Here is a 23,256-nt window from a genome sequence, read left to right as displayed (position 1 = left end):
GCACTCGGACGCCAGCCGCGACCAGGGCTGGCGGAGTGCGCGGGATGCCGGGGACGGCAAGGGAGACAAGGAAGTCGGGCAGACATCACGGCAGCGCCGCGACGCCCGCCCGCAGGGTCACGCGCGCAGCCGGGTCAGGCTTTCCAGGACGTGCTCCGGCTCATGGTCGGCCGGAATCTCGGCGAAGTAGAACTGGCCCTGCCCCAGCGCCGGCAGGGCGCCGCCGGACCACAGCGCGGCGCTGACATCCACGCCCGACGAGGTGGGCGCCGCCGCGCGGATGGTCGGCGAGATGACCGCATCGAACTCGGCCAGCGACGGCGAAACCCACTCCGCCGCACCGCGCGGCCGCAGCGCCAGCGACCAGCGGTAGTGCTTGGCCACGTTGATGAGCGGGCGATAGCGCTCGACATCGGTCACGCCCATGTCGCTGTCGGCGGGGTGCTCTTCCAGCAGCACGCCACCCACTGCGTAGGCCGACACCGAGCGCAGCAGGTCGGCCATGTACATGGCCGCATCCTCGACGCCGTCCGGGTCCAGTTCGACGCCGACCCGCCCCGCCAGGGCATTGGCGTGGTGCAGCCAATGCTTGGGCGAGGGCATGGCCAGCACCAGCGGGGTCTGGCCGCGCAGGTTGGCGATCACCGCTTCGACCACCTCGGCCAGGATCTGGCGCGGCGCCTCCTGTTCCAGCAGCTTGCGCAGCGGGTAGGAGAGGCGCCGCTTGGCGCCCAGCTCGGCCGCCACCGCCGGGTGGCGGGCCAGCCAGGCGTCGAACAGCTCGCCGACCTCGACCACGGCGACATCGGGGCGCAGCAGGCCCTGGGCCTGGCTGAAGTAGGCGAGGTACTGCGGTGCGCTGGCCCAAGGGTCGCCCCCTGCGCCCAGCAGAAGCCGACGGGTGTAAGCCGAAGACTTGAGCCACACCCGCAGGCGCCCGTTGCCCGTGCCGCCGGGCAGATCGTCGGCGAGGCTCTGGCTCATTGCTTTTCACCTCCCAGTGCGCCGAGTGCCGCAAGGCGCGCTTCCAGTTCGGCGATGCGCACGTCCTTCGGGTGGGGCATGTAGTTGGGGCGCGGCGCGGCCGCTTCGCGGTACTTGTCCGCGTCGCCCATGTAGAGCTTGCCGACGTCGTCGCCCCAGCAGCCGAAGTACTGCAGGTGCGACGGCGGCGTCGGCTTGTTCCACGACTTGACGAACTCGGCATAGGGCACGCCGCGCGCCAGGCGCGCCTTGCGCTCGGCATCGCGCGCCGCGGCGGTGGCGTCGTGGTTGATCGCCAGCGTCGCCGGGTCGAACTTGACCTTGTACAGGCGCTCGGCCACGGCCGGCGAGATCAGGCCTTCCTCGATGTCGCGGATCACCCCGGCCGGATCGCGCTCCAGCAGGTCACCGTAACCGGCACCGGCACCCTGCGAGATCATGAAGAGTTCGCCGCGCTTGGAGATCTCGAAGCCCATCCCCATGTGGTGGGTGGTGTAGCTCGCGCCCTCGAAGGGCTGCTCGTTCATGATCTCCTCGATCGAGTGCTTGAACTTCTCCGGCGTTTCCAGCAGCACGTCGTACACATCCACGCCCTTGACCTTGGAGAGCGGGTAGGCCCCGCAGGCGTAGCCGCCGAACAGGCCCTGCAGCGGCGGGATCTTGGCGCCCTGGCAGGTGGTCATGAAGCCCCACTGCTCGCTGTCCTTGGTCGCCACGATCATGGTGTAGCCCTGGCCGCCGCGGTACTTGCCCGGGGCGATGGCGTCGCGCGTCATCTTCTTGGAGACGAGCTGCAGGAAGGGCACGTCCTCCTCGTTGAGTTCCTGCTCGCCGATGTCGGCCATGGTGGCGAAGATAGGCGCCAGCGCATGCTCGCCGTCGCGGTCCACCGTGGCGCCAGCGCCCATGCCGTTCAAGTCGGCGCAGAGGTTGCCGAGGGTTTCGCCGTGCTGGCTGACCCCGCCCCAGATGAAGGTGTTGATCATGTTGAAGGTCGGGGCATGGACCTTGGTGTACTTCTCCGGGCAGCTGTAGAGGAACTTGGCCACCGCGTGCTGGCCGGCGGTGAAGCCGGTGAAGATGGACATCAGGCTCTGCGAGTTCGGCGCCGCGTAGGAGCAATTGACGATGGAATGCGGGTCGGTGATCACCTCGATCGGCGCGAAGGCGGCCTGGCCGCGCGGCAGGTCGGGCCACACGTAGCACAGGAAGACCTGCGCCAGCATGCCCTTGAGGCCGGCGACGATGGTGTTGGTCGGCCGGTTGGTGAATTCCGGCGCCGAGCCGCGGAAGTCGAAGATCAGGCGGTCGCCGGTCTTGGTGAGCTTGCAGTTGATCTTCACCACGCAGTTCTCGCGCAGCGTCGAGTCCTGGATGATGTAGGTGCGCACCGTCATGTCCGGCCATTCGCTGATGCGGCGCTTCACCTCGGCGCGCACGTTCTCCATGGTCAGGCGCAGGGTGGAGACCAGCGCATTGGGGCCGTCGGTCTTGAGCGTTTCCTCGATGCGCTGCTTGATGCGCAGGCAGGCGAAGAGCTTGACCTTCATGTCCTCGTACTGCAGCTTGGGCTCGCGCACCGAGTTCTGCAGGAAGGTCAGGATGTCGCGCTTGATCTCGTAGTTCTCGACGACCTTGAAGGGGCTCATCTTGAGGCCCTCGTCGCACGGGCTCTCCGCCATCGACGGCATGCCGCCCGGCTCGATCGCGCCGTTCTCGCCTTCATGCACGGTGGACGCCACCCAGCACACCAGCTTCCCTTCGTGGAAGATGGGCAGGATCATGCTCTGGTCGGTGTTGTGCACGTTGCCGTAGCGCGAGTCGTTGTGGATGAAGCCGTCACCCTCGCGCACGCCCACCGTGGGGTCGTTCATCCAGTTCTTGATGATGAACTTGATCGGGTGGTGCACCAGGGCGGAAAAGATCAGCACGCCGCCGGCACTGGCGATGGCGAGGTCGCCCGAGGCGGAATACACCCCGGTGATGACGTCGCCCCACTTGGCGCCGGGGGCCGCGCCCATCTGCTCGACCATCTCGTAGCCTTCGTCGCAGCCGGCCTGGATGCGGTCGCGGATCTTGGCGATGGTGTGGGCGTCGCTCATCTTGCGGATGGCTTCGTCCTCGGCCTCGGTGCGCGGCATGAGATCGTGGTTCTGCATGATCTCGGGGTCGGGCCCGAGGAACAGCGTGGTGTCGCTGAGGAACTTCTTGATCAGCGCCAATTCCTCGGCGCTGGGCGTCTTTGCCTTCACAGGCGTAGCGATGTCGTTCATGTTCGATCCTGTCTGAATATGGTCGATGGCTGTCCCGCGGCCCTCAGGCGCGCAGGAACCAGGAAGCACCCTGCTTGGCGGCGACGAAGTTCCAGCCGGGGTTGACCAGGAAGGTGGTCACTTCGGAGGCGACGATGGCGGGGCCGGCGATCTGCACGCCGGGCTCGATCGCCGCGCGGCTCCACACCGGGGTCTCGAAGGCGCCCTCGTGGCCGACGAAGTAGCACTTGCGGGTGTCCGACGGCGGCGGCGGCGACTTGCGCTGCTCGACCGGGACCGGCTTGATGTTCTCGAACTTCACCGTCTCGTGACGCACGAAGGCCGCCACGCGGATGGTGTTGATGCGGATGCCGGCCTCCGGCGCCTGCGAGCCCTCGCCGAAGCGCTTGCCATAGTCGTTGGAGAACTGCTCGATGATGGCCAGCACATCGGCCGGACCATGCACCTCGTGGCGGGGAATCACGGCGGTGGTCTGCACCAGCTGGTTGCCGTAGCGCATGTCCAGCTCGAGGTTGTGGCAGATGTCCTCGCGCGCCACGCCCTGACGCAGCAGATCCTGGGTGCCCTGCTCCTTGAGGTCGGCGACGATGGCGTTGAAGCGCTCGTAGTCGTCGAACAGGTGGCGCGTGTTCGAGTCGTACAACACCATGTACAGCGAGGTCTCGTGGATGTGGAGCTGGTGCATGTTGCCGGCACCGACCGCCGAGAACACCGAACTGAGCGGGGGCGCCAGGATCTTGTCGATGTTCAGGTTCTGGGCGATGCCGCAGCAGTGCAGCGGCCCGTTGCCGCCATAGGCGAGCATGGTGAAGTCCTTGGGGTCGTAACCGCGCGCGCGCAGCTCGGTGAACAACCCGTTGGCCATGTTGTCGTCCACCTTCTCGCGGATCAGCAGCGCGGCCTCGATCACCGAGCAGTCGAGGTCGTCGCACAGCGCGTCCTCGATCGCCGCCGACGCGCGCCGCGGGTTGAGCGGAATCGAGCCGCCGGCGTAGTTCTTCGGGTCGAGGTAGCCGAGCAACAGGTCGGCGTCGGTCACCGTCGGCCGCATGCCGCCGCGGTCGTAGCAGGCCGGGCCGGGGTCGGAGCCCGCGGATTCGGGGCCGCACTTCACCGTGTTGTACATGCGGTCGTAGCTGGCGATGGAGCCGCCGCCGGCGCCCAGCGTCACCAGGTGCACCATCGGCACCGACACCAGCCAGCGGTCGATCACCGGGTTGAAGTCGTAGTGCTTGATGCCGCCTTCGACCACGATGCCGATGTCGTAGCTGGTGCCGCCCATGTCAGTCGCGACCACGTTGCCCAGGTCGCACTGCATCGCCAGGTGCTCGGACGCGCCGATGCCGGACACCGGGCCGGAGTGGATGGTCTGCAGGGCATCGGTGGAGTTGAGCTGGGCCATGCCGCCGGAGTTGTGGATGACCAGCATCGGCTTCTCGTAGCGATGCGCGCGCAGGTTCTGCTCCAGCGCCGACAGGGCGTGGTACATGGTGTTGTGCAGGTAGCCGTCGACGATGGCCGAGGTTGCCCGCACGTATTCGCCCTTGCGGCCGGCCACCTGGTGCGACAGGATCACCGGGATGGCGCCGAGCAGGTGCGACGGATACTCCTCGAGCAGGATCTCCTCGATGCGCTGCTCGTGCGCCGGATTCACCACCGCGTTCACCAGCGCCACCACGATGATCTCGGCGCCGCGGTCCACCAGTTCGCGGATCTGGGTGCGCACGTCGTCCTCGTCGAGCGGCATCACCAGGTCGCCCTGGAAGTCCACCCGCTCGCGCACGCCGCGGATCATGTGCGGCAGCACCAGCGGATCGGGACGCTGGGCGTTGGGCATGTCCTGCTGGCCGAGGTTGTCGAGGCCTTCGCCGTAGCCGCGGGCACGCGACAGCGGCACCGTGGCCTCGTAGCCGGCGGTCACCAGCATGCCGATCTTGGGGCCCTTGTGCTCGATCAGGGCGTTGGTGCCGAGCGTGGTCGCATAGCGCACCGAATCCACCTGGGAGAGGATCTCTTCCAGCTCCAGGCCGAGGTCGTGGTAGGCCTTGCTCAGGGCTTCGTTGAAGCCCAGGGCGAGGTTGTGATGGGTGGTCAGGGCCTTGGCTTCGATGTACTTGCCATCCCACACCACAAAGCAATCGGTGAAGGTGCCACCGATATCGACTGAAACGCGCCTCATGCTATCTCCTTGATTCTGTTCCGCCGGGGCCGCCCGGAGCGCGGGCGGCCTTCCGTTCCGGCGCTTGAATGGGCTTAGTGGCTGTGGCCCTGATCGGCCGTCACCGCGGGACCGACCACCGGCTCCGCGACCTCGCCGCGCTTGGCCCACTGCGCGCGCAGCGCGGGCAGGTCGGGCTGCATGTCGTGCAGCGGCGGATGGCCGGGGACGGCGTACTCGGTCTCGACCATGGTTCCGCAATGCGGGCAGTAGTACTCGAGGATGCGCACCCACTCCGGGTCGGGGCTGAAGGTGAAGCGGTACTTCTCGGGATCGATGATGGGCGGGTGGATTTCGCGTGGGTCGCGGTTGTAGACCAGCATGCCTTCCTTGTAGCCCTTGGTCGCCGGACCGATCTCGTGGTCGCACACGCGGCACTCCCACTTTTCGGAGTCGAGGTCGACGCGCAGGTATTCAGTCATCGGTACTTTCATTTGTCAGGCCTTCCTGTTCAGCATGATGTCGCCCGCGTCGCTGATGACGAAGCTCCAGCCATCGAGCACGTGGCACGTGAAAAAGTCTTCCTCGAGGATCGCGGGGCCGCTCGCGTGGTCGCCGGTGGCGAGGTCGGCCAGGCGATAGACGGGGATGTCGATGCGGCCTTTGCCGCGGGTCAGGACATTGCGCGTCCCCGCTGCCGTCGCCGCCTGCGCAGGCGCGAAGCGGGCGGTCTTGCCGGCGTCGGCGCGCAGCGGCTTGACCGCACGCAGGCCGATTTCCACCGTTCTGGCGCGGGCCAGTTCCGGCGGGAAGCCGGCACCGTCCGCGAGCGGGCGGCTCAGTTCGCTGCCGTCCTCCATCTCGCCGGCGAGCCAGGCTTCGATGTCGTACTGGCCTGCGGCAAAGCCCTCGGCAAACATGTCGCGCCCGGCCTTGAGCTTGAGACCGGCCAGCGCCGCCCCCACGCCCGCGTCGCTGCGATCGTCGAGGGCGACCGCGTAGCGCTGCGAGATGTCGCACGAGCCGATGCCGAAGGCGCTGAACACCGCCGCCAGCTTGGGCACCGCGACCCGGTCGATGCCGGCCTTCTCGGCGACGCCGCACGCATTGAGCGGGCCGGCGCCACCGAAGGCGAGCATCACGGTGTCCTTGGACACCTTCGTGAAACGATGCAGCTCGACCGCGATCTTCTCCTCGTAGGCGTGCTCCATCTGCAGCAGTGCGTCGTCCAGGCCGACACCGAGCGGCTGGGCGATGTTGAGGCTGACCGCCGTCGCGGCGCGGTCGAGGTCGAGCGCCATGCCGCCGCCGAAATAGGACTTCGGATCGAAGATGCCGCACAGCAGGCTGGCATCGGTGATGGTGGCTTCCTTGCCGCCGCGGCCGAAGGCCGCCGGCCCGGGCACCGCACCCACGCTCTCGGGACCGATCACGATGCGGTTGTTGACCACCTTGAAGATGGAGCTGCCGCCCGCGCCGGCGCTCATGATTTCGCACAGGGGGAAGGACACGCTGATGCCTTCGACGTGGCCGCGCTGGACCTCGGCCACCTTGCCGTCCAGGCACTGGCCGATGTCGGTGGTGGTGCCGCCGACGTCGATCGCGACCACATCGGACATGCCGTAGAGCCGGGCGAAGGACTTCATGCCCTCCATGCCACCGCGCGGGCCGGAGCTGTAGGTCTTGATCGCCACCGTCTTGGCCACCCGCGAGGCGTCGCCGTCGTTGCGGAAGATCAGCAGCGGGTTCTTGGTGCGATAGGCGCGCAGGCGGTTCTCGGCGTTGAACAGGAAGGCTTCCATCGCCGGATGCAGGAAGGAGTTGATCAGTGCCGTCCAGGTGCGGCGGACGACGTCGCGGTCGGTGGTCAGATCGCTGCCGTAGAGCACCGGCACCGCCCCCAGCAGGTGGCGCGGATACTTGCGCAGCACCACCTTGCGGAAACGCTCCTCGACCTCGCGGAAGGCGGCGCCGCCGAAGCTGACTACCAGCCGGTTGGCACCGGCGGCGGTGAGCTGGTTGATCGCCTTCACCACGTCGACGTCCGCGCTGTCGCCGCGGACCACCGCGGCGTCGAGGAAGACCACGCGGTCGCCGACCAGCGCCTCGTACACCTCCGGATCGTGCTCGGCCAGCCGCACCGGCAGATCGCGCGCGCCGGCATCGATGATCAAGCCCAGGCGCGGGCCCTTGCGTTCGCAGATGGCATTGGTGCCCTGCGTCGTCGAGTAGCGGATCAGGTCGACTTCCTCGAGCAGGCGCTCGACGTCCGGGGTGTCGTAGAGCACGCCCGAGGCCTTCTGCAGGCCTTCGAAGAAGCACTTGCTCAGGTCGTAGGGTGTGGTCAGCACCTTGGTTTTCCTGACCGCATCATCGGTCATGATGCAGATATCGGTGAGTGTTCCACCGTTATCGATGTTGATTTGCAATGCCATGCCGCATTACCTCCTGCCATCTCGTTCGTGGATTGAGATTCTTCCGACTTCCGTTCTTGGTACTCGGATTGTCTGGATTCCGGATTTCGTCGCCGCATGCCCTCAGACAACGGACTGAATCGACGAAACCGGACCTTCCGAGCATCCTTATCGCAAGCCCCATGCCAATTCACAAAGAACGGACAAAATCATTCAACTAATTGTTTTTAATGATTTTTTAATTCCGTTGAAATAGTCTTCAAATCGAACGCGTTTTCTTTCCAGATAAAGCGTTCGATTTTCGGTTTGATTGATGCGACGCAATATCCGGAATCGAATCGGTCAGCAGGAACGACGTCCGTCAGACGACGGAGATTCGCCGGAAGCGCTTGAATAGCCGTTACGCCCGCGGCAAATGGCGCGGGGCGGCGAAAAAACGGAATGGGATAAGGCTGCCGGCAGGCTGGCCGGAATTACCGGGCCGCCGCAAGGGCGCGAACACGCCTTCCGGACGCAGCGACTCGGGAAACTTCATCCGCCCCCGGCAACGGCCGGGGCGGATGGATAGGCACGACGATCAGGACAGCGGCGCGATGTCAGACGCGATAATTGCGCAGGTCGTCCACATAGGCTTCCAGGCCGAAGCGTTTGAGCTTCGCATAGACGGTGCTCTTGGCGATGCCCAGCTCGCGCGCAACGGCCGTCATGTTGCCGCGGCAGGCCTTGATCGCACGCAGGATGGCCTCGCGCTCCGCACTTTCGAGGCAGGTCAGGTCGCGCGCGTCGCACGGCGCGTCCGGGTCATCCTGCGGCGCGGCTTCCAGCGCCGCACGGATGTCGAGCGGCAGGTCCGCCTCGGTGAGGACGCTCGCCTGCGAGGTCAGCAGCATGCTCTCGATTACGTTGCGGAACTCGCGGATGTTCCCCGGCCAGCCGTATTGCGCCAGGCGTTCGGCCGCGCCGGCCGACAGCGTCCGCGGCCCCAGCCCGTGCTGCTGCGCCAGCGCCTTCAGGTAATGGTCGCCGAGCAGGGGGATGTCGCCGGTGCGCTCGCGCAGCGACGGAATGCTGATGCTCGTCACCGCCACCCGGTAGAAGAGGTCCATGCGGAAGCTGCCGGCCTGGATCTCCTTGCGCAGATCGCGGTTGGTCGCGGCGATGAGGCGGAAATTCACCTTGCGCGGCTTGTTCTCGCCGATGCGATAGACCTCGCCTTCTTCCAGCACGCGCAGGAAATGCGGCTGCAGGTCGATCGGCATCTCGCCGATCTCGTCCAGGAACAGGGTGCCGCCGTTGGCTGCCTCGATCTTGCCGATCATGCCGCCGCGGCGCGCGCCTGTGAACGAGCCCTCGGTATAGCCGAACAGTTCGCTGGTCAGCAGCTCGCGCGAGAAACCGCCACAGTTCAGCGCCACGAACGGGCCGTCCTTGGTTGCGCCGGATTCGTGGATGCAGCGCGCGAACACGTCCTTGCCCACGCCGGTTTCGCCCAGCAGCAGCACGGGCACGCGCGATTTCGCCAGCTGCTGCGCCCGGCCGACGGCCTGCATCAGCGCCGGCGATGCGCCCACGACCTTTTCGAAGGAGCCCTTTTCGACCGTCTCGCCGAAAAACAGCGGCACGGAGCGGGACAGGCCGCCGCCCTGGTGGCGGCGGCTCGGCAGGGTCAATACCGTACCGAGGTGCTCCCCACCGATGACCACCGGCTCCAGCCAGTCCCGGTCTATCCAGTCGGGCAGATCCTCCGCCGCCTGTTCGGTCTGCTTCCACTTCAGCGTCAGCGCGGACAACGCGTCCGGCGCGCCGGCGAACTGGCATCCGGCAAGGTCGGCCATGACCGTGGATGCCCGCGGATTGGCCTTGATCGCGCGGCCGCGGCGGTCGAACACGATCACGCCGTCCAGCGCCGACACCGACAGACGATCGACGCAGGTTTCGAGCAGCCGGTAGCGCACGTCCATTTCCATGCGCGCCAGCCGGTTCTCGATCCGCCCCGCGGTGGCCACCACCAGCGCCAGGCTGTGGCGGCTGTAGGAGGCCGACAGCCCGGACACGTCGACCACGCCGAGTATGGTGCCGTCGTAGGGGTCGCGGATCACCGTGGCCGAACAGGACCAGCGCTTGATACCGGCGCAGTAGTGTTCCGCCGAGTGGATCTGCACCGGCTGGCCGACCTCCAGCGCGGTGCCGATGGCATTGGTGCCGCAGGCCAGTTCGCTCCAGTTGGCGCCGGACAGCAGATGCACGTTCTCCGCGGCGCCGCGGGTGGACATGTCGCCTTCGAGATTGAGGATGGTGCCGCTGTGATTGGTCAGGACCATCACCGTCCCGGTTTCGGACAGGAAGTCCCGCGCCGATGCCATCACCGGCGCGCTGGCGGTGAGCAGGTCGGAAGATTCGTCGCGCAGGTAGTGCAGGGAGTTCTCTCCGACCGGCGGCGGCGCCTGATAGCGCCCGGGGTCCACGCTGGCGCCGAAGCAGCGGCGCCACGAATCGTCGATCAGGCGGCGCAGTGCGTCCGACCCGGCCTCGTCCCCATTAACGAAGTGCTCCCATGAAGCCATGATGCGGCCATCGTTTTCCGGAACGGAAAACATCTGGCCTGAAATAGTGGCAGGCATGTCCACCCTCCTTTGCGCCGATACGCTGACTGCGTCGTCGGCTGCGGATTCGGTCCGCAGGCCGCGCGCAGTTCTCTCATGTGTCCCTGGCCGTGTCCCCGTGCCGGTGTGCCTCTGCGGCGACACCGGCAAGCGACCGGATCTTCGATCTTGTGTTGTTCCCGCTGACGGGAGCGGCGTGTGTCTCGAGCACGCTGCCCCGTCTTGCCAGCCCGGGATGACTAGCCAGACTGGTCTCGATCCGCACAAAAATCAAGCGCTGTACCGATCGATGTTCGAACTCAGCAAATTCTGCGCCAATCCGGCAGATGATTGATGAGGGGCGGATTCGCCCGTTTGCAGCGCCGTGGCAAAAGGCAAGGCGACGAAGGGCGTTCGATAATCGAACGCTGGCGTAGTCCGATTATCGAACGCCCCGCCTGGAAAGATACGGCGGCCGGAAAAAAGGTGGGGGCTTCCGGCGTGTGAGGTACCCGAGGAGAGGGAAGAAGGATTCCTCGCCGGATGTTGCGTGCCCCCGAAAATGTCGGCACCTGCAGGGCGGCTGGCGGCGCGCCTATTGCAGGTCGACGACGAAATCGACGGCGGTGGCGGCCCGGACCTCATCCACGCTGGTGCCGGGCGCGAGATCGACCAGCGCCAGGCCGTCGTCGCGTACTTCGAACACGCAGAGATCGGTCACGATCAGGTCCACCACGCCCGTTCCGGTCAGCGGCAGCGAGCACTCGCGGACGATCTTGGGCTCGCCTCGTGCGGTGTGTTCCATGATGACCACGACGCGGCCGACCCCGGCCACCAGGTCCATCGCGCCGCCTATGCCCTTGACCATCTTGCCCGGCACCGCCCAGTTCGCCAGGTCGCCCTTCTCCGACACCTGCAGCGCACCCAGCATGGACAGCTGGATATGGCCGCCGCGGATCATGCCGAAGGAGGTGGCACTATCGAAGAAGCTGGTGGTCGGCAGCGTGGTAATGGTCTGCTTGCCGGCGTTGATCAGGTCCGCGTCTTCCTCGCCTTCCCACGGGAAGGGCCCCATGCCGAGCATGCCGTTCTCGCTCTGGAGCTGGATGGACATGCCGGGCGGCACGTGATTGGCCACCAGGGTCGGAATGCCGATGCCCAGATTGACGTAGTAGCCGTCACGCAATTCGCGCGCGGCGCGCGCCGCCATTTGATCTCGGGTCCAGGCCATTCCTCACTCCTCCACCAGGGCCGGGCGGCGACGCACCGTCCGCTGTTCGATCCGTTTGTCGACGTTTTCCACCAGCACGATGCGATCCACGTAGATGCCGGGCGTGACGATATGGTCAGGGTCTATCGCGCCCGGCTCGACCAGTTCCTCGACCTCGGCCACCGTCACCGCGGCCGCCGTGGCCATCATGGGATTGAAGTTGCGCGCCGTCATGCGATAGACGAGATTGCCCTCGCCATCGCCCTGCCAGGCGTGCACCAGGGCCAGGTCCGCCCGCAGGCCGCGCTCGAGCACGTAGTTTTTACCGTCGAATTCGGCGGTGGGCTTGCCTTCGGCGATCACCGTGCCGACGCCGGTGGGGGTGTAGAAGGCGGGAATGCCGGCGCCGCCGGCGCGGATGCGTTCTGCCAGGGTGCCCTGCGGGTTGAACTCCACCTCCACCTCGCCCGCCATGTACTGGCGAGCGAACTGGGCGTTCTCGCCCGCATAGGAGCAGATCAGCCTGCGCACTTGGCGGGTGTCGAACAGCTTGCCGAGGCCGAGGCCGTCGCAGCCCGGGTTGTTCGAGATCAGCGTCAGGCCCTTCACCCCGGATTCGAGCACCGCATCGATCAGGATGGCGGGAATACCGCACAGGCCGAAACCGCCCGACATGATCGTCATGTCGTCGTGCAGCAGCCCTGCCAATGCCTCAGCTGCCGTCGGATATCGCTTTCTTGAAGACACTTTGCATTCCTTCAATTTGAGTTGCGCCGTTTCCCGGAATTCGCCTTGGACGGAATTCCCGCGCGGAGCATTTCCGCTCGCATGGCTTACAGCAAAGGCAATGCCAGAATCGCTAATTACCTGAGGCAAAAGGAATTCGAATTCCTATCCGGATTCCGGCGATGGACATCGTCGTTTTGTTTGCGGTCGATCGCGATCAGGCTTCGTTCGAATTCGAGGCGGGCGGCATTGCTCAAACGCGGCAGGACGGCGCGGATGCGGCGTCTTCCAGCATTTCGCGCAGCGCCGTCTTCAGCACCTTGCCGTAGTTGTTCTTCGGCAGGGCGGCGACGAAGCGGTATTCCTTGGGCCGCTTGAAGCGGGCGATGCGGTCCAGGCAGTAGCGGTCCAGTTCTTCGGCGGCGACGCCGGCCTCCGGATCGACCACCACGAAGGCGATCACCACCTCGCCCCAGTCGGCATCGCGCCGGCCGACCACCGACACCTCCCTGACCGCGGGATGGGCGACCAGCACCTCCTCCACCTCGCGCGGATAGATGTTGGCGCCGCCCGAGATGATCACGTCCTTTGAGCGGTCCTTGAGCGTGACGAAGCCGTGCGAATCCATCGCCCCCATGTCGCCCGTCCATAGCCAGCCGCCGCGCAGCGCGGCCGCGCTCGCCTCGGGCTGCTGCCAGTAGCCGGACATGACCGTCTCGCCGCGGACCACCACCTCGCCGACCTCGTCGTTCGCCAGCGGCCGGCCCTCGGCATCGACGATGCGGACTTCGACGAGCGACTGCGCCACCCCGACCGAGGCGATGCGCGACGCCCAGGCTGGGTCGCTGCGGTCGGCCAGGACGGCACGCGACAGCGCGGTGATGGTCATCGGCGATTCGCCCTGACCGTAGATCTGCACGAAGCGCGGCCCCATCACCGTGAGCGCCTCGGCGATGTCCTCGGCGTACATCGGACCGCCGCCGTAGACGATGGTCTGGAAGCCCGACGGATCGCTGCCCGCCTGCTTCACCCGCTCGGTCAGGCGCTTCACCATGGTCGGCGCGGCGAACATGGCCAGCCGCCCGACCCGGGCCGCAAGCGCGATCAGCTCGGCCGGATCGAATCCCCCGGATTCCGGCACGACATGGCGGCAGCCCCGCAGCACGTAGGGAAAGCTGTAGAGGCCCGCGCCGTGCGACAGCGGCGCCGCGTAGACCGCCGCATCGGCCTCGGCGACCGGATCCACGTCCATGAAGAAGCAGGACGTCATCGCCATCAGGTTGCGGTGGCTGAGCATCACCCCCTTGGGCTTGCCGGTCGTGCCCGAGGTATAGAACAGCCAGGCCAGATCGTCCGGCAGGCGTTCCTGTACCGGAATCGCCAGGGCCGACACCGCGCGGGTGTACAGCGCGTCGCCGGGCACCAGGGTCGGCAGCGCGTCGCCACCGGGGCAGGCGCCCAGTCCATCGGCCAGGTCGCGCGACACGCAGGCCAGGCGGGCACCGGCGTCGGCGAGGATGAAGGCCGCCTCGCGCGGATGCAGCTTGGCATTGATGGGCACCGCCACCAGCCCCGCCCACAGCACCCCGTAGAGGCATTCGAGGTATTCGGGGCAGTTCGTCATGTGGATGGCCACCCGCTCCCCCGGCGCCAGCCTGAGGTTGCGCCGCAGAAAGCCGGCCAGCCGGGCCGCGCGCGCGGCCAGCCCGGCATAGGTATGCAGCGGGCGGGCTCCGGCCATGACTGCGAGCCGCTCCGGAAAGGTCCGTGCCGAACGCGCGAGCAGCTGGGCGAGGTTCATTTTGTGCGCTCCAGGATACTTACGTAGTTGGCGACCGCCGCGCCGCCCATGTTGAAGACGCCCGCCACGCTCGCATCCTTGACCTGCATGTCGAGCGCCTCCCCGGTCAGCTGCATGGCGGCCATCACGTGCATGGACACCCCCGTCGCACCGATCGGATGCCCCTTGGCCTTGAGACCGCCCGACGGATTGACCGGGAGCCTGCCGTCAGCATAGACGCTGCCGTCGAGCAGGCAGTCGCCGCCGCGGCCGGGCGCGGCCAGCCCCATGGCCTCGTAGGTCAGCAGTTCGGCGATGGTGAAGCAGTCGTGCACCTCGGCGAGCGAGAGGTCGTGCACCGCGCATCGGGCATCGGCCAGCGCCCGCTGCCAGGCCCGCCGCGGCCCCTCGAAGCTGAGGACGTCGCGGCTGGAGACCGGCAGGAAGTCGTTGACCTGGGCGCGGGCACGCAGGCGCACTGCGCGGCGGGCGCTCGCGGCCACCGCATCGTCGGCCAGCACCAGCGCGGCCGCACCGTCGGACACCAGCGAACAATCGGTCTTGCGCAGCGGGCCGGCGATCCGCGGATTGCGCTCCGACTCTGTGTTGCAGAACTCGAAACCCAGATCCCGGCGCATGTGAGCCCAGGGATTGCGCACGCCGTTGGCATGATTCTTCGCGGCGATGCGGGCCAGTGTCGCCGCGTGGTCACCGTAGCGGTCGAAGTACCGCTCGGCCAGCTGGCCGAACAAGCCCGGGAAGGTCAGCCCCTTGGCCGCCTCTTCCGCTACGTAGGACGCCGACGCCAGCACCTGCGTGACCTCGGAACCGGACACCGACGTCATCTTCTCGGCACCCACCACCAGCGCGATGCGCGCCCGCCCGGCCTCGATCGCATCGCAGGCCGCATAGACCGCCGCGGCACCGGACGCGCAGGCGTTCTCGACGCGGGTCGCGGGACACCAGCGCAGGGCGGGGTCGGCCTGCAGGACCAGCGACGAACAGAAGATCTCCGGCACCAGCCCGCCGTTGAGGTGGCCCAGCCAGATGCCATCGACATCCTCGGCAGGAACTTCCGCATCCTGCAGTGCGTCGCGGCTGACGCCGATGATGAGCGACTCGAGATCGACCATGTCCAGCCGTCCGAACGACGAATGTGCCCAACCGATAATGCTGACGCCCATGTTGTTTCCCTTATGAGTGAATGATCTGCAGGAGCGAAGATCCGGCTCGCCCCGCCGGGTCATTTAGCATCGGCCATGCCACCGGCGCAGCGCCGGATGACAATCGCAAGCCCCTGATTTTCCACTGCCGAAGATGCGCCGGCGGCGCCCCGGCGTCCGGTTGTCGGACGCTCGCCCGGCGCCTCGCGTTCGATTCCAGTACGCATACGGCCCGCAACCACCCCGATGCGCGCCGCGGTGCCGCTGCCTTGACGGGATTGCCGGCTTCTCCATGCAGTGGCATGGCCTTTGCATCGCTCCGGCGTGCTTCCTGCACGCAAACCAAGAACGACATCGGAGACAAGCATGCCCAGCCCTGCTGCATCGCAGCCGACCCGCCGCCCGATCGACCGCATCCCCGTCAGCCTGCTCACCGGCTTCCTCGGTGCGGGCAAGACGACCCTGCTGAACCGGCTGATGAAGGATCCGGCGATGGCGGGTACCGCCCTGTTGATCAACGAGTTCGGCGAAGTCGGCATCGACCACCACCTGGTCGACAGGCTCGACGAGCACACCCTGCTGCTGGATTCGGGCTGCATCTGCTGCAGCGTGCAAGGCGACCTGGTCCGGGCCCTGCGCGAACTCCACCAGCGCTTTTCGCGGCGGGAGATCCCCGAGCTGTCACGCGTGATCATCGAGACGACCGGCCTCGCCGATCCGGTTCCCGTGGTCTATACGCTGATGGAGGAACGCTTCGTCTCCGCGCGCTATGTCTGCGACAGCGTATTGACGGTGGTCGACGCCGGCCACGGCTGCGAGCAGTTGAAGCGGCATCGCGAGGCAGTGCGCCAGGTCGCGATGGCCGACCGCCTGCTGATCAGCAAAGGCGACCTCAGCGACGCGGCCACCCGGGCCCGGCTGGATGAAAGGCTCGCCACGCTCAACCCCACGGCGCAGCGCCTGGACGTGCGCCACGGCAAGGTCGCGCCCGACCAGCTGTTCGGCAGCGGCATCTACGCTGCCGCCGACAAGTTGCCCGATGTCGCCCGCTGGCTGGCGGACGAGCGCGAGCACGAGCACGAACAAGCCCGCCCGACGGCAAGCGACACCACCGCACGCTGGACGCGCAAGCCTGCCACGCGCCGGCATAGACACGTCGAACGCCACGGCAGCGCCGTGTCCTCCTTCGTCGTCCGCTTCGAAGCGCCGGTGCCGTGGCATGGCTTCGCGGTATCGCTCGGACGGATCCTCGCGTCCTACGGCCGGCAGTTGCTGCGGGTGAAGGGGCTGATCGCGGTGGCTGGCGATCCGCGGCCGCAGGTCGTCCAGTGCGTGCAGGACGTGGCCTACCCACCGGTGCGACTTCCGGCGTGGCCCGATGGCGGCGCCTTTGCCGACCGCTGCGGACGGCTGGTATTCATCACCCAGGATCTCGATGCGACAGCGGTAGACGCCATCCGCAGCGCGCTGGCCGACCTCCCCGGCGCCGCCGCGGCCATACGCATCAGTGCCGCCCATCCCCTGCTCCCCACCCGTTGCTGGCTCAGCCAGCCGATGCCGCTGGCGCCGCGCGGCGGCATCGAGCTCGACGCCTGGTTCGTCCAGCCGAAGCGCCTGGCCCGCCGCCACACGCCCAGCGCAAGTGCCTGAGCGGTGGCGCCGAAGCGCCGCCCCGTGCAGTCCTGCTACTCAACGGAGACAACCCATCGTGCTTTCCAGCCACAAGTGGCTCAGCCATCTCGAACGCTTTGCCGACGCGCTCGCCGCCGGCTTGCCCTTTGCAGGCAGCTTCATCGGCCCCCGCCGCCAGACGCGGATTGCCGCCAGCCTCAACGAGGGCTACGAATCCATGCTGGCCCGCCACGCCGAGCTGCGACACAGCCTCGAAACCCTGGAACAGGAAGCCGGCCAATTGCGTACCGCACTGTTCGACGCCGGTCGCGAAGGAGACAGGCTCGCCGAGCGCTTCGACCTGATCAGCCGCGCCAGCGGCGAGGGCCTGTGGGACATCAGCGTGGCGGCCGGCGATCCGATCCATCCCGACAGCGTAGTGTGGTGGTCGCGCCAGCTGCGCCAGCTGCTCGGCTACGACGACGAGCGTGACTTCCCCAACCGGCTGGACAGCTGGCGCAGCCGGATTCACCCCGACGACAGCAAGCGCGTGCTGGCGGCCTTCGCTGCTCACCTGGGCGACGTCAGCGGCACCGTGCCCTACGACATCGAGTACCGCCTCGCCCACAAGAACGGCAGCTACCGCTGGTTCCGCGCCATCGGCACCACCCTGCGCAATGCCCACGGCGTACCCTTGCGGGTCGCCGGCTCACTGGTGGATATCCACGACAAGCTGGAGCGCGAAGCCTTGCTCGGACGCAGCCTGGACCGCTTCGAACTGGTGCGCGAACTATTGAGCGACGGCCTGTGGGACATCGAGATCGTGGACGGCAAGGTGCTGAACGCCGCCAACACCGTCTGGTGGTCGCAGCAGTTTCGCCGCATGCTGGGTTACAGCGACGAGAACGACTTCGCGAATACGCTCGATGCCTGGGCGGCACGCATCCACCCCGACGATCGCGAACAGGTGTTCAAGGCCTTTCTCGCCCATGTCGACGACCGCAGCGGCCAGACGCGCTACGACCAGGCTCACCGCCTTGCGCTCAAGAGCGGCGAATACCGCTGGTTCCGCGCCTCGGCCCAGACCCGCCGGCGCCACGACGGCACCCCGCTGCGCGTGGTGGGCGCGCTCACCGACATCGACACCCAGTTGCGCGAGAAGGAACAGCGCGAGGCGCTGGAGCAGCAGCAGGGCAAGCTGGAAGCAACCCTGCGCCGCATCAACGAACTGGTCGGCACGATCAAGGAGATCGCCGACCAGACCAATCTGCTCGCGCTCAACGCCGCCATCGAAGCCGCCCGGGCGGGCGAAAGCGGGCGCGGCTTCGCAGTCGTGGCGGATGAAGTGCGCAAGCTCGCCGAGCGCACCCGCGACACCACCGCGCGCATCGAGAAGATGGCGACTGCGGAACCCTAGCCGGGCGCGCGCCGCCTTACCAGGCGGTTTCGCGCTCCGCCGTCGCCGAGATCTTGTGGATGGAAAGGTCAGCGCCTTCGAATTCCTCTTCCGCATCCAGGCGCAGACCGACCAGCAGCTTGAGCGTGCCGTACACCGCGAAACCGCCGACCAGCGCGACGCCGACGCCGAGCAGCGTCCCCATCAGCTGCGCGCCGAAGGATACGCCGCCGACGCCACCCAGCGCCTGGCTGCCGAAGATGCCGGCGGCGATGCCGCCCCAGGCGCCGCACAGGCCGTGCAGCGGCCACACGCCGAGCACGTCGTCGATCTTCCAGCGGTTCTGGGTCAGCGTGAACATCTGCACGAACAGCGCCCCCGCCACCGCACCCACTGCGAGCGCGCCTAACGGGTGCATCACGTCGGAGCCGGCACACACCGCCACCAGCCCCGCGAGCGGGCCGTTATGGACGAAACCCGGGTCGTTGCGCCCCAGCGCCAGCGCCGCCAGCGTGCCGCCCACCATCGCCATCAGCGAGTTGATCGCCACCAGGCCGCTGATCTTCTCCAGGGTCTGCGCGCTCATCACGTTGAAGCCGAACCAGCCGATGATGAGGATCCAGGCACCGAGCGCGAGGAAGGGGATCGACGACGGCGGATGCGCGGCGATCGCTCCGCTGCTGTGGTAGCGGCCGCGCCGCGCGCCGAGCAGCAGCACCGCCGGCAGCGCGATCCAGCCGCCCACCGCGTGCACCACCACCGAGCCGGCGAAGTCGTGGAATTCGGCGTCGAAGCTCGCCTTCAGCCAGGCCTGGAAGCCGTAATGCTGGTTCCAGGCGATGCCTTCGAAAAAGGGATAGACCAGCCCCACCAGCACGAAGGTGGCCGCCAGCTGGGGGCTGAAGCGGGCGCGCTCGGCGATGCCGCCGGAGATGATGGCCGGAATCGCCGCGGCAAAGGTCAGCAGGAAGAAGAAGCGGGTGAGTTCGAAGCCGCTCTTCTCCAGCAGCACATCGGCACCGGCGAAGAAATGCACGCCGTAGGCGACGCCGTAGCCGATGAAGAAATACGCCAAGGTGGAAACGGCGAAGTCGCTCAGTATCTTGACCAGCGCATTGACCTGGTTCTTCTTGCGCACCGTGCCCAGCTCGAGAAAGGCGAAGCCGGCGTGCATGGCGAGCACCATAATGGCGCCCAACAGGATGAAAAGAACGTCGTTGTCCGGGTGATGAAGTTCCATTTTGGTTCCTGAACTGAGGATGCGCACCAAAAGCAAGCATCACGCCAAGTCAGAAACCTTGATTTTGTAGGATTTTAGACAAACCAAGCCGACATCAATGCATCAATACCGTGCCAACAGCTGATTTAATGCACTTTTTTAGTGCAATTTTCGATGCTGGCGCACCAGATTGAAAACCACTTCAGCCACCGGCCGGTTTGGCCCCCGCGGCACGGCTGCGCTGCAGGCAAGCCACCACCTCGGCGTCCTCGACCTGGTCGAAATCGCAATAGAACTGGCCGACCGCGCGAAAGTCCTGTGGCGCGAACAGGCACACCACCTCGTCCGCCAGTGCCTGCACCCGCGCCAGGCTTTCCGCGGCGGCCACCGGCACCGCGCAGATCAAGCGCTGCGGCCCCTGGCTGCGGACCGCATGCAGCGCCGCGATCATGGTGGCACCGGTGGCAAGGCCGTCATCGACGATGATCGTCACCCGGTCGTGCGCGTCGGCCGGCGGCCGGCCCGGGGAGTACAGCGCGCGCCGTTCGCGCAGCTGGGCGAGGCGATGTCGCTTTTCCGCCTCCAGGCCGCCGACATCGCCATGGGCGGGGTCGGAGACGAAGGACCAGCCGCTCTCGTCGATGGCGCCCACCGCGTATTCCGGGTTCCACGGCAGGCCCAGCTTGTGTACCAGCACCACGTCGAGCTCGCCGTCGAGCGCGTCGGCCACCACCGCCGCCATCGGCACCGCGCCGCGCGGAATCGCCAGCACCAACGGCCGGCTGCCGCGCCAGCCGGCCAGTGCCTCGCCCAGCCGGCGCCCGGCATCGAGTCGGTCGCGAAAGATCATGTTGCCTCCCCGGCGCCTGCCGGCACCCTGGGGTGCCGCTGCAGGAGCTCGATGCGGAAATCCGCTTCGTAAGGCGGCACGTTGCACTCGACCACATCGCCTGGCGCCACCGCCAGGCGCAGGCCCACCACGTCGGCGCGTACCGGCAGGCGGGTCACGCAGCGGTCGACCAGCACCACGACGCGGATCTCCGCCGGCTGCTTGCGCGCCAGGTACTCCACCGCCCTCAGCAGCGAATGGCCGGTGTAGAGCACGTCGTCCACCACCAGCAGCGCATGGCCGGCGAGATCCAGCGCCGCATGAGCGGCATCCTCGGTCAGGCGCGTTTCCGGATGGAGCAGGGTGAGATCGTCGGCATAGCGGCTGATCGACAGATCCAGCCGCAGTGGCGGCGCCAAGCCGTAGCGGGCCACCATCGCCGCACCCAGCCGGTCGGCCAGCGGCGCCCCGCGCCGCCGGATGCCGACTACCGCGATGCGTTCGCGCGCGCCGAGCACACCGGCCGCCCGGCGCGCCATGTCGTCGATCACGTCGGCGAGTCCGGCCGCGTCGTAGAGGCAGGTCCGTACTCCGGGCGGTCGCTCCATGTAGGCCTCCAGCTGGCGGGCCCGGCAGCATCGGCCGCGCCCCTGATTCAGCATAGGCGAGCGCCTGCGCCGCCCCAAGCGGGGCTGCGCCCGCCCAACGCCCCAGCTTGGGCAATCCGATTGCCCGGAACGCAGCGGCTATCGAGTAAAACCATGTGCTCGACTATGATTCCCACACAGCAGGACGCGGGGCATCCCCCTGCCCTGGCGCAAGGGCCACACTAAGCGAGTACGAATCACGCATGAGGGCCGATCATTTCCGCGCGCTTCGCCGCCGCCTGCCGCTGCTGGCCGGCTCGGTCCTGCTCGCCGTGTCCTTACCGGCCGGCGCGGCCACGCCCACCGCCACGACCGCGCCGGCCGCTTCCGCTGCCAGTGTCGCGACGTTGGACGCCAGCCTGCTCGCCGCACTCGGCCTGGCCGTCCTGATCGGCGGGGCGGCACTCTACATCTCCCGCATCAACCTCCGCCTGCGCCAGAGCATCGCCGACAGCCGTAGCGCCGAAGCCGCCCTGCGGCCGCTGTCCACCGCGATCGCGCAGAGTCCGGCGCTGGTGGTGATCACCGGACCGGATGTCCGCATGCGCTATGTAAACCCGCGCTTCACCGAAATCACCGGCTACAGCGCGGCAGAAGCCCTCGGCCACAATCCGCGCATGCTCAGTTCCGGCCTCACCGACCCGGCCAGCTTCCGCGACATGTGGGAGCACCTCAAGCGTGGCGAGTCGTGGTCGGGCGAATTCATCAACCGCCGCAAGAACGGCGAGCTCTACTGGGAAGAGTCGCACATCTCGCCGGTGATCGACGGCGACGGCCGCTGCACCGGCTACGTCGCAGTCAAGCTCGACATCACCGCACGCAAGCGGGCCGAACAGGCGGAGCATGCCCGCGCCCACGTGCTGGAGCTGCTCGCCCGCGGCGCGCCGCTGCCGGAGATCCTCGAAGCCATCGTGCGCGGCGTCGAGGCGGGCAACCCGGAGATGCGCTGCAGCGCGCTGCTGCTGGACGCCGACCGCAAGCGCCTGCTGACCGGCGCCGCCCCCAGCCTGCCCGACTTCTACAACGCCGCAGTGCACGGACTGGCCATCGGCTACGGGGTCGGCTCCTGCGGCACGGCGGCCTACACCGGCGAACGCGTGGTGGTCGAGGACATCCAGAGCCATCCCTACTGGGCGCCTTACCGCGACATCGCCCGGCAGGCCGACCTCGCCGCCTGCTGGTCCGAGCCGATCCGTTCGTCCGGCGGCGAGGTGCTGGGCACCTTCGCGATCTACCATCGCCACCCGCACCGGCCGACCCCGGCCGACATCGAGCTGATCGAGCAGTCGGCCAAGGTGGCGTCGATCGCGATCGACCGTACCCTGGCGCTGGAGGCGCTGCGGGTGAGCGAGGAACGCCACCGCCTGCTCGCCGAGAACGCCACCGACGTGATCTGGACCATGGACCTGCAGGGCCGCTTTACCTATGTCAGCCCATCGGTGGAGAAGCTGCGCGGCTATACCGTCGCCGAGGTGATGCAGCAGGGGCTGGACGAGGTGCTGACGCCCGAATCCGCCGCCATTGCGCGCGATGGTCTCACCCGCGGCATCGCTGCCGTCGCCAGCGGGTGGCCCTTCCCGGTGTTCCGCGGCGAACTCGAACAGCCCTGCAAGTACGGCGGCACGGTGTGGACCGAGGTCACCACCTCGGGCATCTACAACGCCGCCGGCGAGTTCATCGGCATCCTCGGCGTCAGCCGCGACATCTCGGAGCGCAAGGCGGCCGAGGCGCGCATCAGCTACCTCGCGCACCACGACACCCTCACCAATCTGCCCAACCGCACACTGTTCGCCGACCGGCTGGAGCATGCACTCACCCAGGCCGAGCGCGATGGCAGCGACCTGGCGCTGATGTTCCTCGATCTGGACCACTTCAAGCCGATCAACGACAGCTTCGGCCACGCCGTCGGCGACCTGCTGCTGAAGGAGGCCGCCCACCGGATGCAGGCCTGCCTGCGCGCGGTGGATACGGTGGCGCGCATCGGCGGCGACGAATTCGTGGTGCTGCTGCCTGCAGTGGGCAGCGAGGACGACGCCCTGCTGGTGGCAGAGAAGATCCGTCATGCTCTCGACCAGCCCTTCGCGATCGCCGGGCAGACGCTGGAGATCTCGTCCAGCATCGGTGTCGCCATGTACCCGGCACACGGCAGCGACGCCGTCGGCCTGGCGCGCAACGCCGACATCGCGATGTACTTCGCCAAGGGCAACGGCCGCAACCACGTGCAGCTTTACCACCCGGCACTGGTCAAGCTCAGCGCCTAGCGC

At 67.4% G+C, this 23,256-nt stretch carries 16 protein-coding genes; 3 read left to right on the top strand and 13 right to left on the bottom strand.

Annotation, left to right across the window (positions count from 1 at the left end):
* Nucleotides 1-117: 117 nt before the first annotated feature.
* The 10 genes from CJ010_RS03085 to CJ010_RS03040 form a co-directional block, all read right to left on the bottom strand.
* Nucleotides 118-984, bottom strand: coding sequence for a hypothetical protein (locus CJ010_RS03085; RefSeq protein ID WP_141016679.1), 867 nt, complete (start codon nt 982-984; stop codon nt 118-120).
* Entirely contained in the window at nt 981-3,257 is a 2,277-nt protein-coding gene (locus tag CJ010_RS03080; protein WP_141016678.1) for a hydantoinase B/oxoprolinase family protein, read from the bottom strand. The genes CJ010_RS03085 and CJ010_RS03080 overlap by 4 nt, the downstream gene beginning before the upstream one ends.
* Before the next feature lie 43 nt (nt 3,258-3,300).
* A complete protein-coding gene (locus tag CJ010_RS03075) occupies nt 3,301-5,436 on the bottom strand; it encodes a hydantoinase/oxoprolinase family protein (RefSeq protein WP_141016677.1) in 2,136 nt (711 codons plus the stop codon).
* Between the two features lie 74 nt (nt 5,437-5,510).
* Nucleotides 5,511-5,897 carry an acetone carboxylase subunit gamma gene (locus CJ010_RS03070; RefSeq protein ID WP_141016676.1) on the bottom strand — a complete coding sequence of 129 codons (387 nt, stop codon included), beginning with the start codon at nt 5,895-5,897 and terminating at the stop codon, nt 5,511-5,513.
* Nucleotides 5,898-5,912: 15 nt separating this feature from the next.
* The gene (locus tag CJ010_RS03065) at nt 5,913-7,850 is read right to left on the bottom strand and encodes a hydantoinase/oxoprolinase family protein (RefSeq protein ID WP_141016675.1); all 1,938 of its coding nucleotides are present in this window, start codon (nt 7,848-7,850) and stop codon (nt 5,913-5,915) included.
* A gap of 575 nt (nt 7,851-8,425) precedes the next feature.
* The gene (locus CJ010_RS03060) at nt 8,426-10,450 is read right to left on the bottom strand and encodes a sigma-54-dependent Fis family transcriptional regulator (RefSeq protein ID WP_205754882.1); all 2,025 of its coding nucleotides are present in this window, start codon (nt 10,448-10,450) and stop codon (nt 8,426-8,428) included.
* A gap of 556 nt (nt 10,451-11,006) precedes the next feature.
* Nucleotides 11,007-11,642: a CoA transferase subunit B gene (locus tag CJ010_RS03055; RefSeq protein ID WP_141016674.1), complete on the bottom strand. Its 636-nt coding sequence runs from the start codon at nt 11,640-11,642 to the stop codon at nt 11,007-11,009.
* Nucleotides 11,643-11,645: 3 nt separating this feature from the next.
* Nucleotides 11,646-12,305: a CoA transferase subunit A gene (locus CJ010_RS03050; protein ID WP_168224891.1), complete on the bottom strand. Its 660-nt coding sequence runs from the start codon at nt 12,303-12,305 to the stop codon at nt 11,646-11,648.
* Nucleotides 12,306-12,600: 295 nt separating this feature from the next.
* The gene (locus CJ010_RS03045; RefSeq protein ID WP_141016672.1) at nt 12,601-14,148 is read right to left on the bottom strand and encodes an AMP-binding protein; all 1,548 of its coding nucleotides are present in this window, start codon (nt 14,146-14,148) and stop codon (nt 12,601-12,603) included.
* Nucleotides 14,145-15,311 carry an acetyl-CoA acetyltransferase gene (locus CJ010_RS03040; protein ID WP_141016671.1) on the bottom strand — a complete coding sequence of 389 codons (1,167 nt, stop codon included), beginning with the start codon at nt 15,309-15,311 and terminating at the stop codon, nt 14,145-14,147. Before CJ010_RS03040 ends, CJ010_RS03045 begins: the two co-directional genes overlap by 4 nt.
* 345 nt (nt 15,312-15,656) lie before the next feature.
* On the opposite strand from CJ010_RS03040, the gene CJ010_RS03035 reads away from it, so the two are divergent.
* Nucleotides 15,657-16,940: a GTP-binding protein gene (locus CJ010_RS03035; protein WP_141016670.1), complete on the top strand. Its 1,284-nt coding sequence runs from the start codon at nt 15,657-15,659 to the stop codon at nt 16,938-16,940.
* A gap of 58 nt (nt 16,941-16,998) precedes the next feature.
* The gene (locus tag CJ010_RS03030; RefSeq protein ID WP_205754881.1) at nt 16,999-18,318 is read left to right on the top strand and encodes a PAS domain-containing protein; all 1,320 of its coding nucleotides are present in this window, start codon (nt 16,999-17,001) and stop codon (nt 18,316-18,318) included.
* A 16-nt stretch (nt 18,319-18,334) separates the two neighbouring features.
* Here CJ010_RS03030 and CJ010_RS03025 read toward each other — a convergent pair whose 3' ends face one another.
* The 3 genes from CJ010_RS03025 to CJ010_RS03015 form a co-directional block, all read right to left on the bottom strand.
* Nucleotides 18,335-19,537 (bottom strand): ammonium transporter, encoded by a 1,203-nt coding sequence (locus tag CJ010_RS03025; RefSeq protein ID WP_141016669.1) that lies wholly within the window; start codon nt 19,535-19,537, stop codon nt 18,335-18,337.
* 181 nt (nt 19,538-19,718) lie between these two features.
* Nucleotides 19,719-20,366 carry a phosphoribosyltransferase gene (locus CJ010_RS03020; protein WP_141016668.1) on the bottom strand — a complete coding sequence of 216 codons (648 nt, stop codon included), beginning with the start codon at nt 20,364-20,366 and terminating at the stop codon, nt 19,719-19,721.
* A complete protein-coding gene (locus tag CJ010_RS03015; protein WP_141016667.1) occupies nt 20,363-20,953 on the bottom strand; it encodes a phosphoribosyltransferase family protein in 591 nt (196 codons plus the stop codon). Before CJ010_RS03015 ends, CJ010_RS03020 begins: the two co-directional genes overlap by 4 nt.
* 242 nt (nt 20,954-21,195) lie before the next feature.
* On the opposite strand from CJ010_RS03015, the gene CJ010_RS03010 reads away from it, so the two are divergent.
* Nucleotides 21,196-23,253, top strand: coding sequence for a sensor domain-containing diguanylate cyclase (locus CJ010_RS03010; RefSeq protein WP_141016666.1), 2,058 nt, complete (start codon nt 21,196-21,198; stop codon nt 23,251-23,253).
* The last annotated feature ends 3 nt before the right edge of the window (nt 23,254-23,256 follow it).

The sequence above is a fragment of the Azoarcus sp. DD4 genome, from assembly GCF_006496635.1.
Classification (GTDB): domain Bacteria; phylum Pseudomonadota; class Gammaproteobacteria; order Burkholderiales; family Rhodocyclaceae; genus Azoarcus.
This window is presented reverse-complemented; position numbering and strand designations above follow the sequence as displayed.

Bases quoted from the DNA above. Each gene is read 5' to 3' on its own strand.
- CJ010_RS03085 (WP_141016679.1), bottom strand. From the start codon at position 984: ATGAGCCAGAGCCTCGCCGACGATCTGCCCGGCGGCACGGGCAACGGG.
- CJ010_RS03080 (WP_141016678.1), bottom strand. From the start codon at position 3,257: ATGAACGACATCGCTACGCCTGTGAAGGCAAAGACGCCCAGCGCCGAG.
- CJ010_RS03075 (WP_141016677.1), bottom strand. From the start codon at position 5,436: ATGAGGCGCGTTTCAGTCGATATCGGTGGCACCTTCACCGATTGCTTT.
- CJ010_RS03070 (WP_141016676.1), bottom strand. From the start codon at position 5,897: ATGACTGAATACCTGCGCGTCGACCTCGACTCCGAAAAGTGGGAGTGC.
- CJ010_RS03065 (WP_141016675.1), bottom strand. From the start codon at position 7,850: ATGGCATTGCAAATCAACATCGATAACGGTGGAACACTCACCGATATC.
- CJ010_RS03060 (WP_205754882.1), bottom strand. From the start codon at position 10,450: ATGCCTGCCACTATTTCAGGCCAGATGTTTTCCGTTCCGGAAAACGAT.
- CJ010_RS03055 (WP_141016674.1), bottom strand. From the start codon at position 11,642: ATGGCCTGGACCCGAGATCAAATGGCGGCGCGCGCCGCGCGCGAATTG.
- CJ010_RS03050 (WP_168224891.1), bottom strand. From the start codon at position 12,305: ATGACGATCATGTCGGGCGGTTTCGGCCTGTGCGGTATTCCCGCCATC.
- CJ010_RS03045 (WP_141016672.1), bottom strand. From the start codon at position 14,148: ATGAACCTCGCCCAGCTGCTCGCGCGTTCGGCACGGACCTTTCCGGAG.
- CJ010_RS03040 (WP_141016671.1), bottom strand. From the start codon at position 15,311: ATGGGCGTCAGCATTATCGGTTGGGCACATTCGTCGTTCGGACGGCTG.
- CJ010_RS03035 (WP_141016670.1), top strand. From the start codon at position 15,657: ATGCCCAGCCCTGCTGCATCGCAGCCGACCCGCCGCCCGATCGACCGC.
- CJ010_RS03025 (WP_141016669.1), bottom strand. From the start codon at position 19,537: ATGGAACTTCATCACCCGGACAACGACGTTCTTTTCATCCTGTTGGGC.
- CJ010_RS03020 (WP_141016668.1), bottom strand. From the start codon at position 20,366: ATGATCTTTCGCGACCGACTCGATGCCGGGCGCCGGCTGGGCGAGGCA.
- CJ010_RS03015 (WP_141016667.1), bottom strand. From the start codon at position 20,953: ATGGAGCGACCGCCCGGAGTACGGACCTGCCTCTACGACGCGGCCGGA.
- CJ010_RS03010 (WP_141016666.1), top strand. From the start codon at position 21,196: ATGAGGGCCGATCATTTCCGCGCGCTTCGCCGCCGCCTGCCGCTGCTG.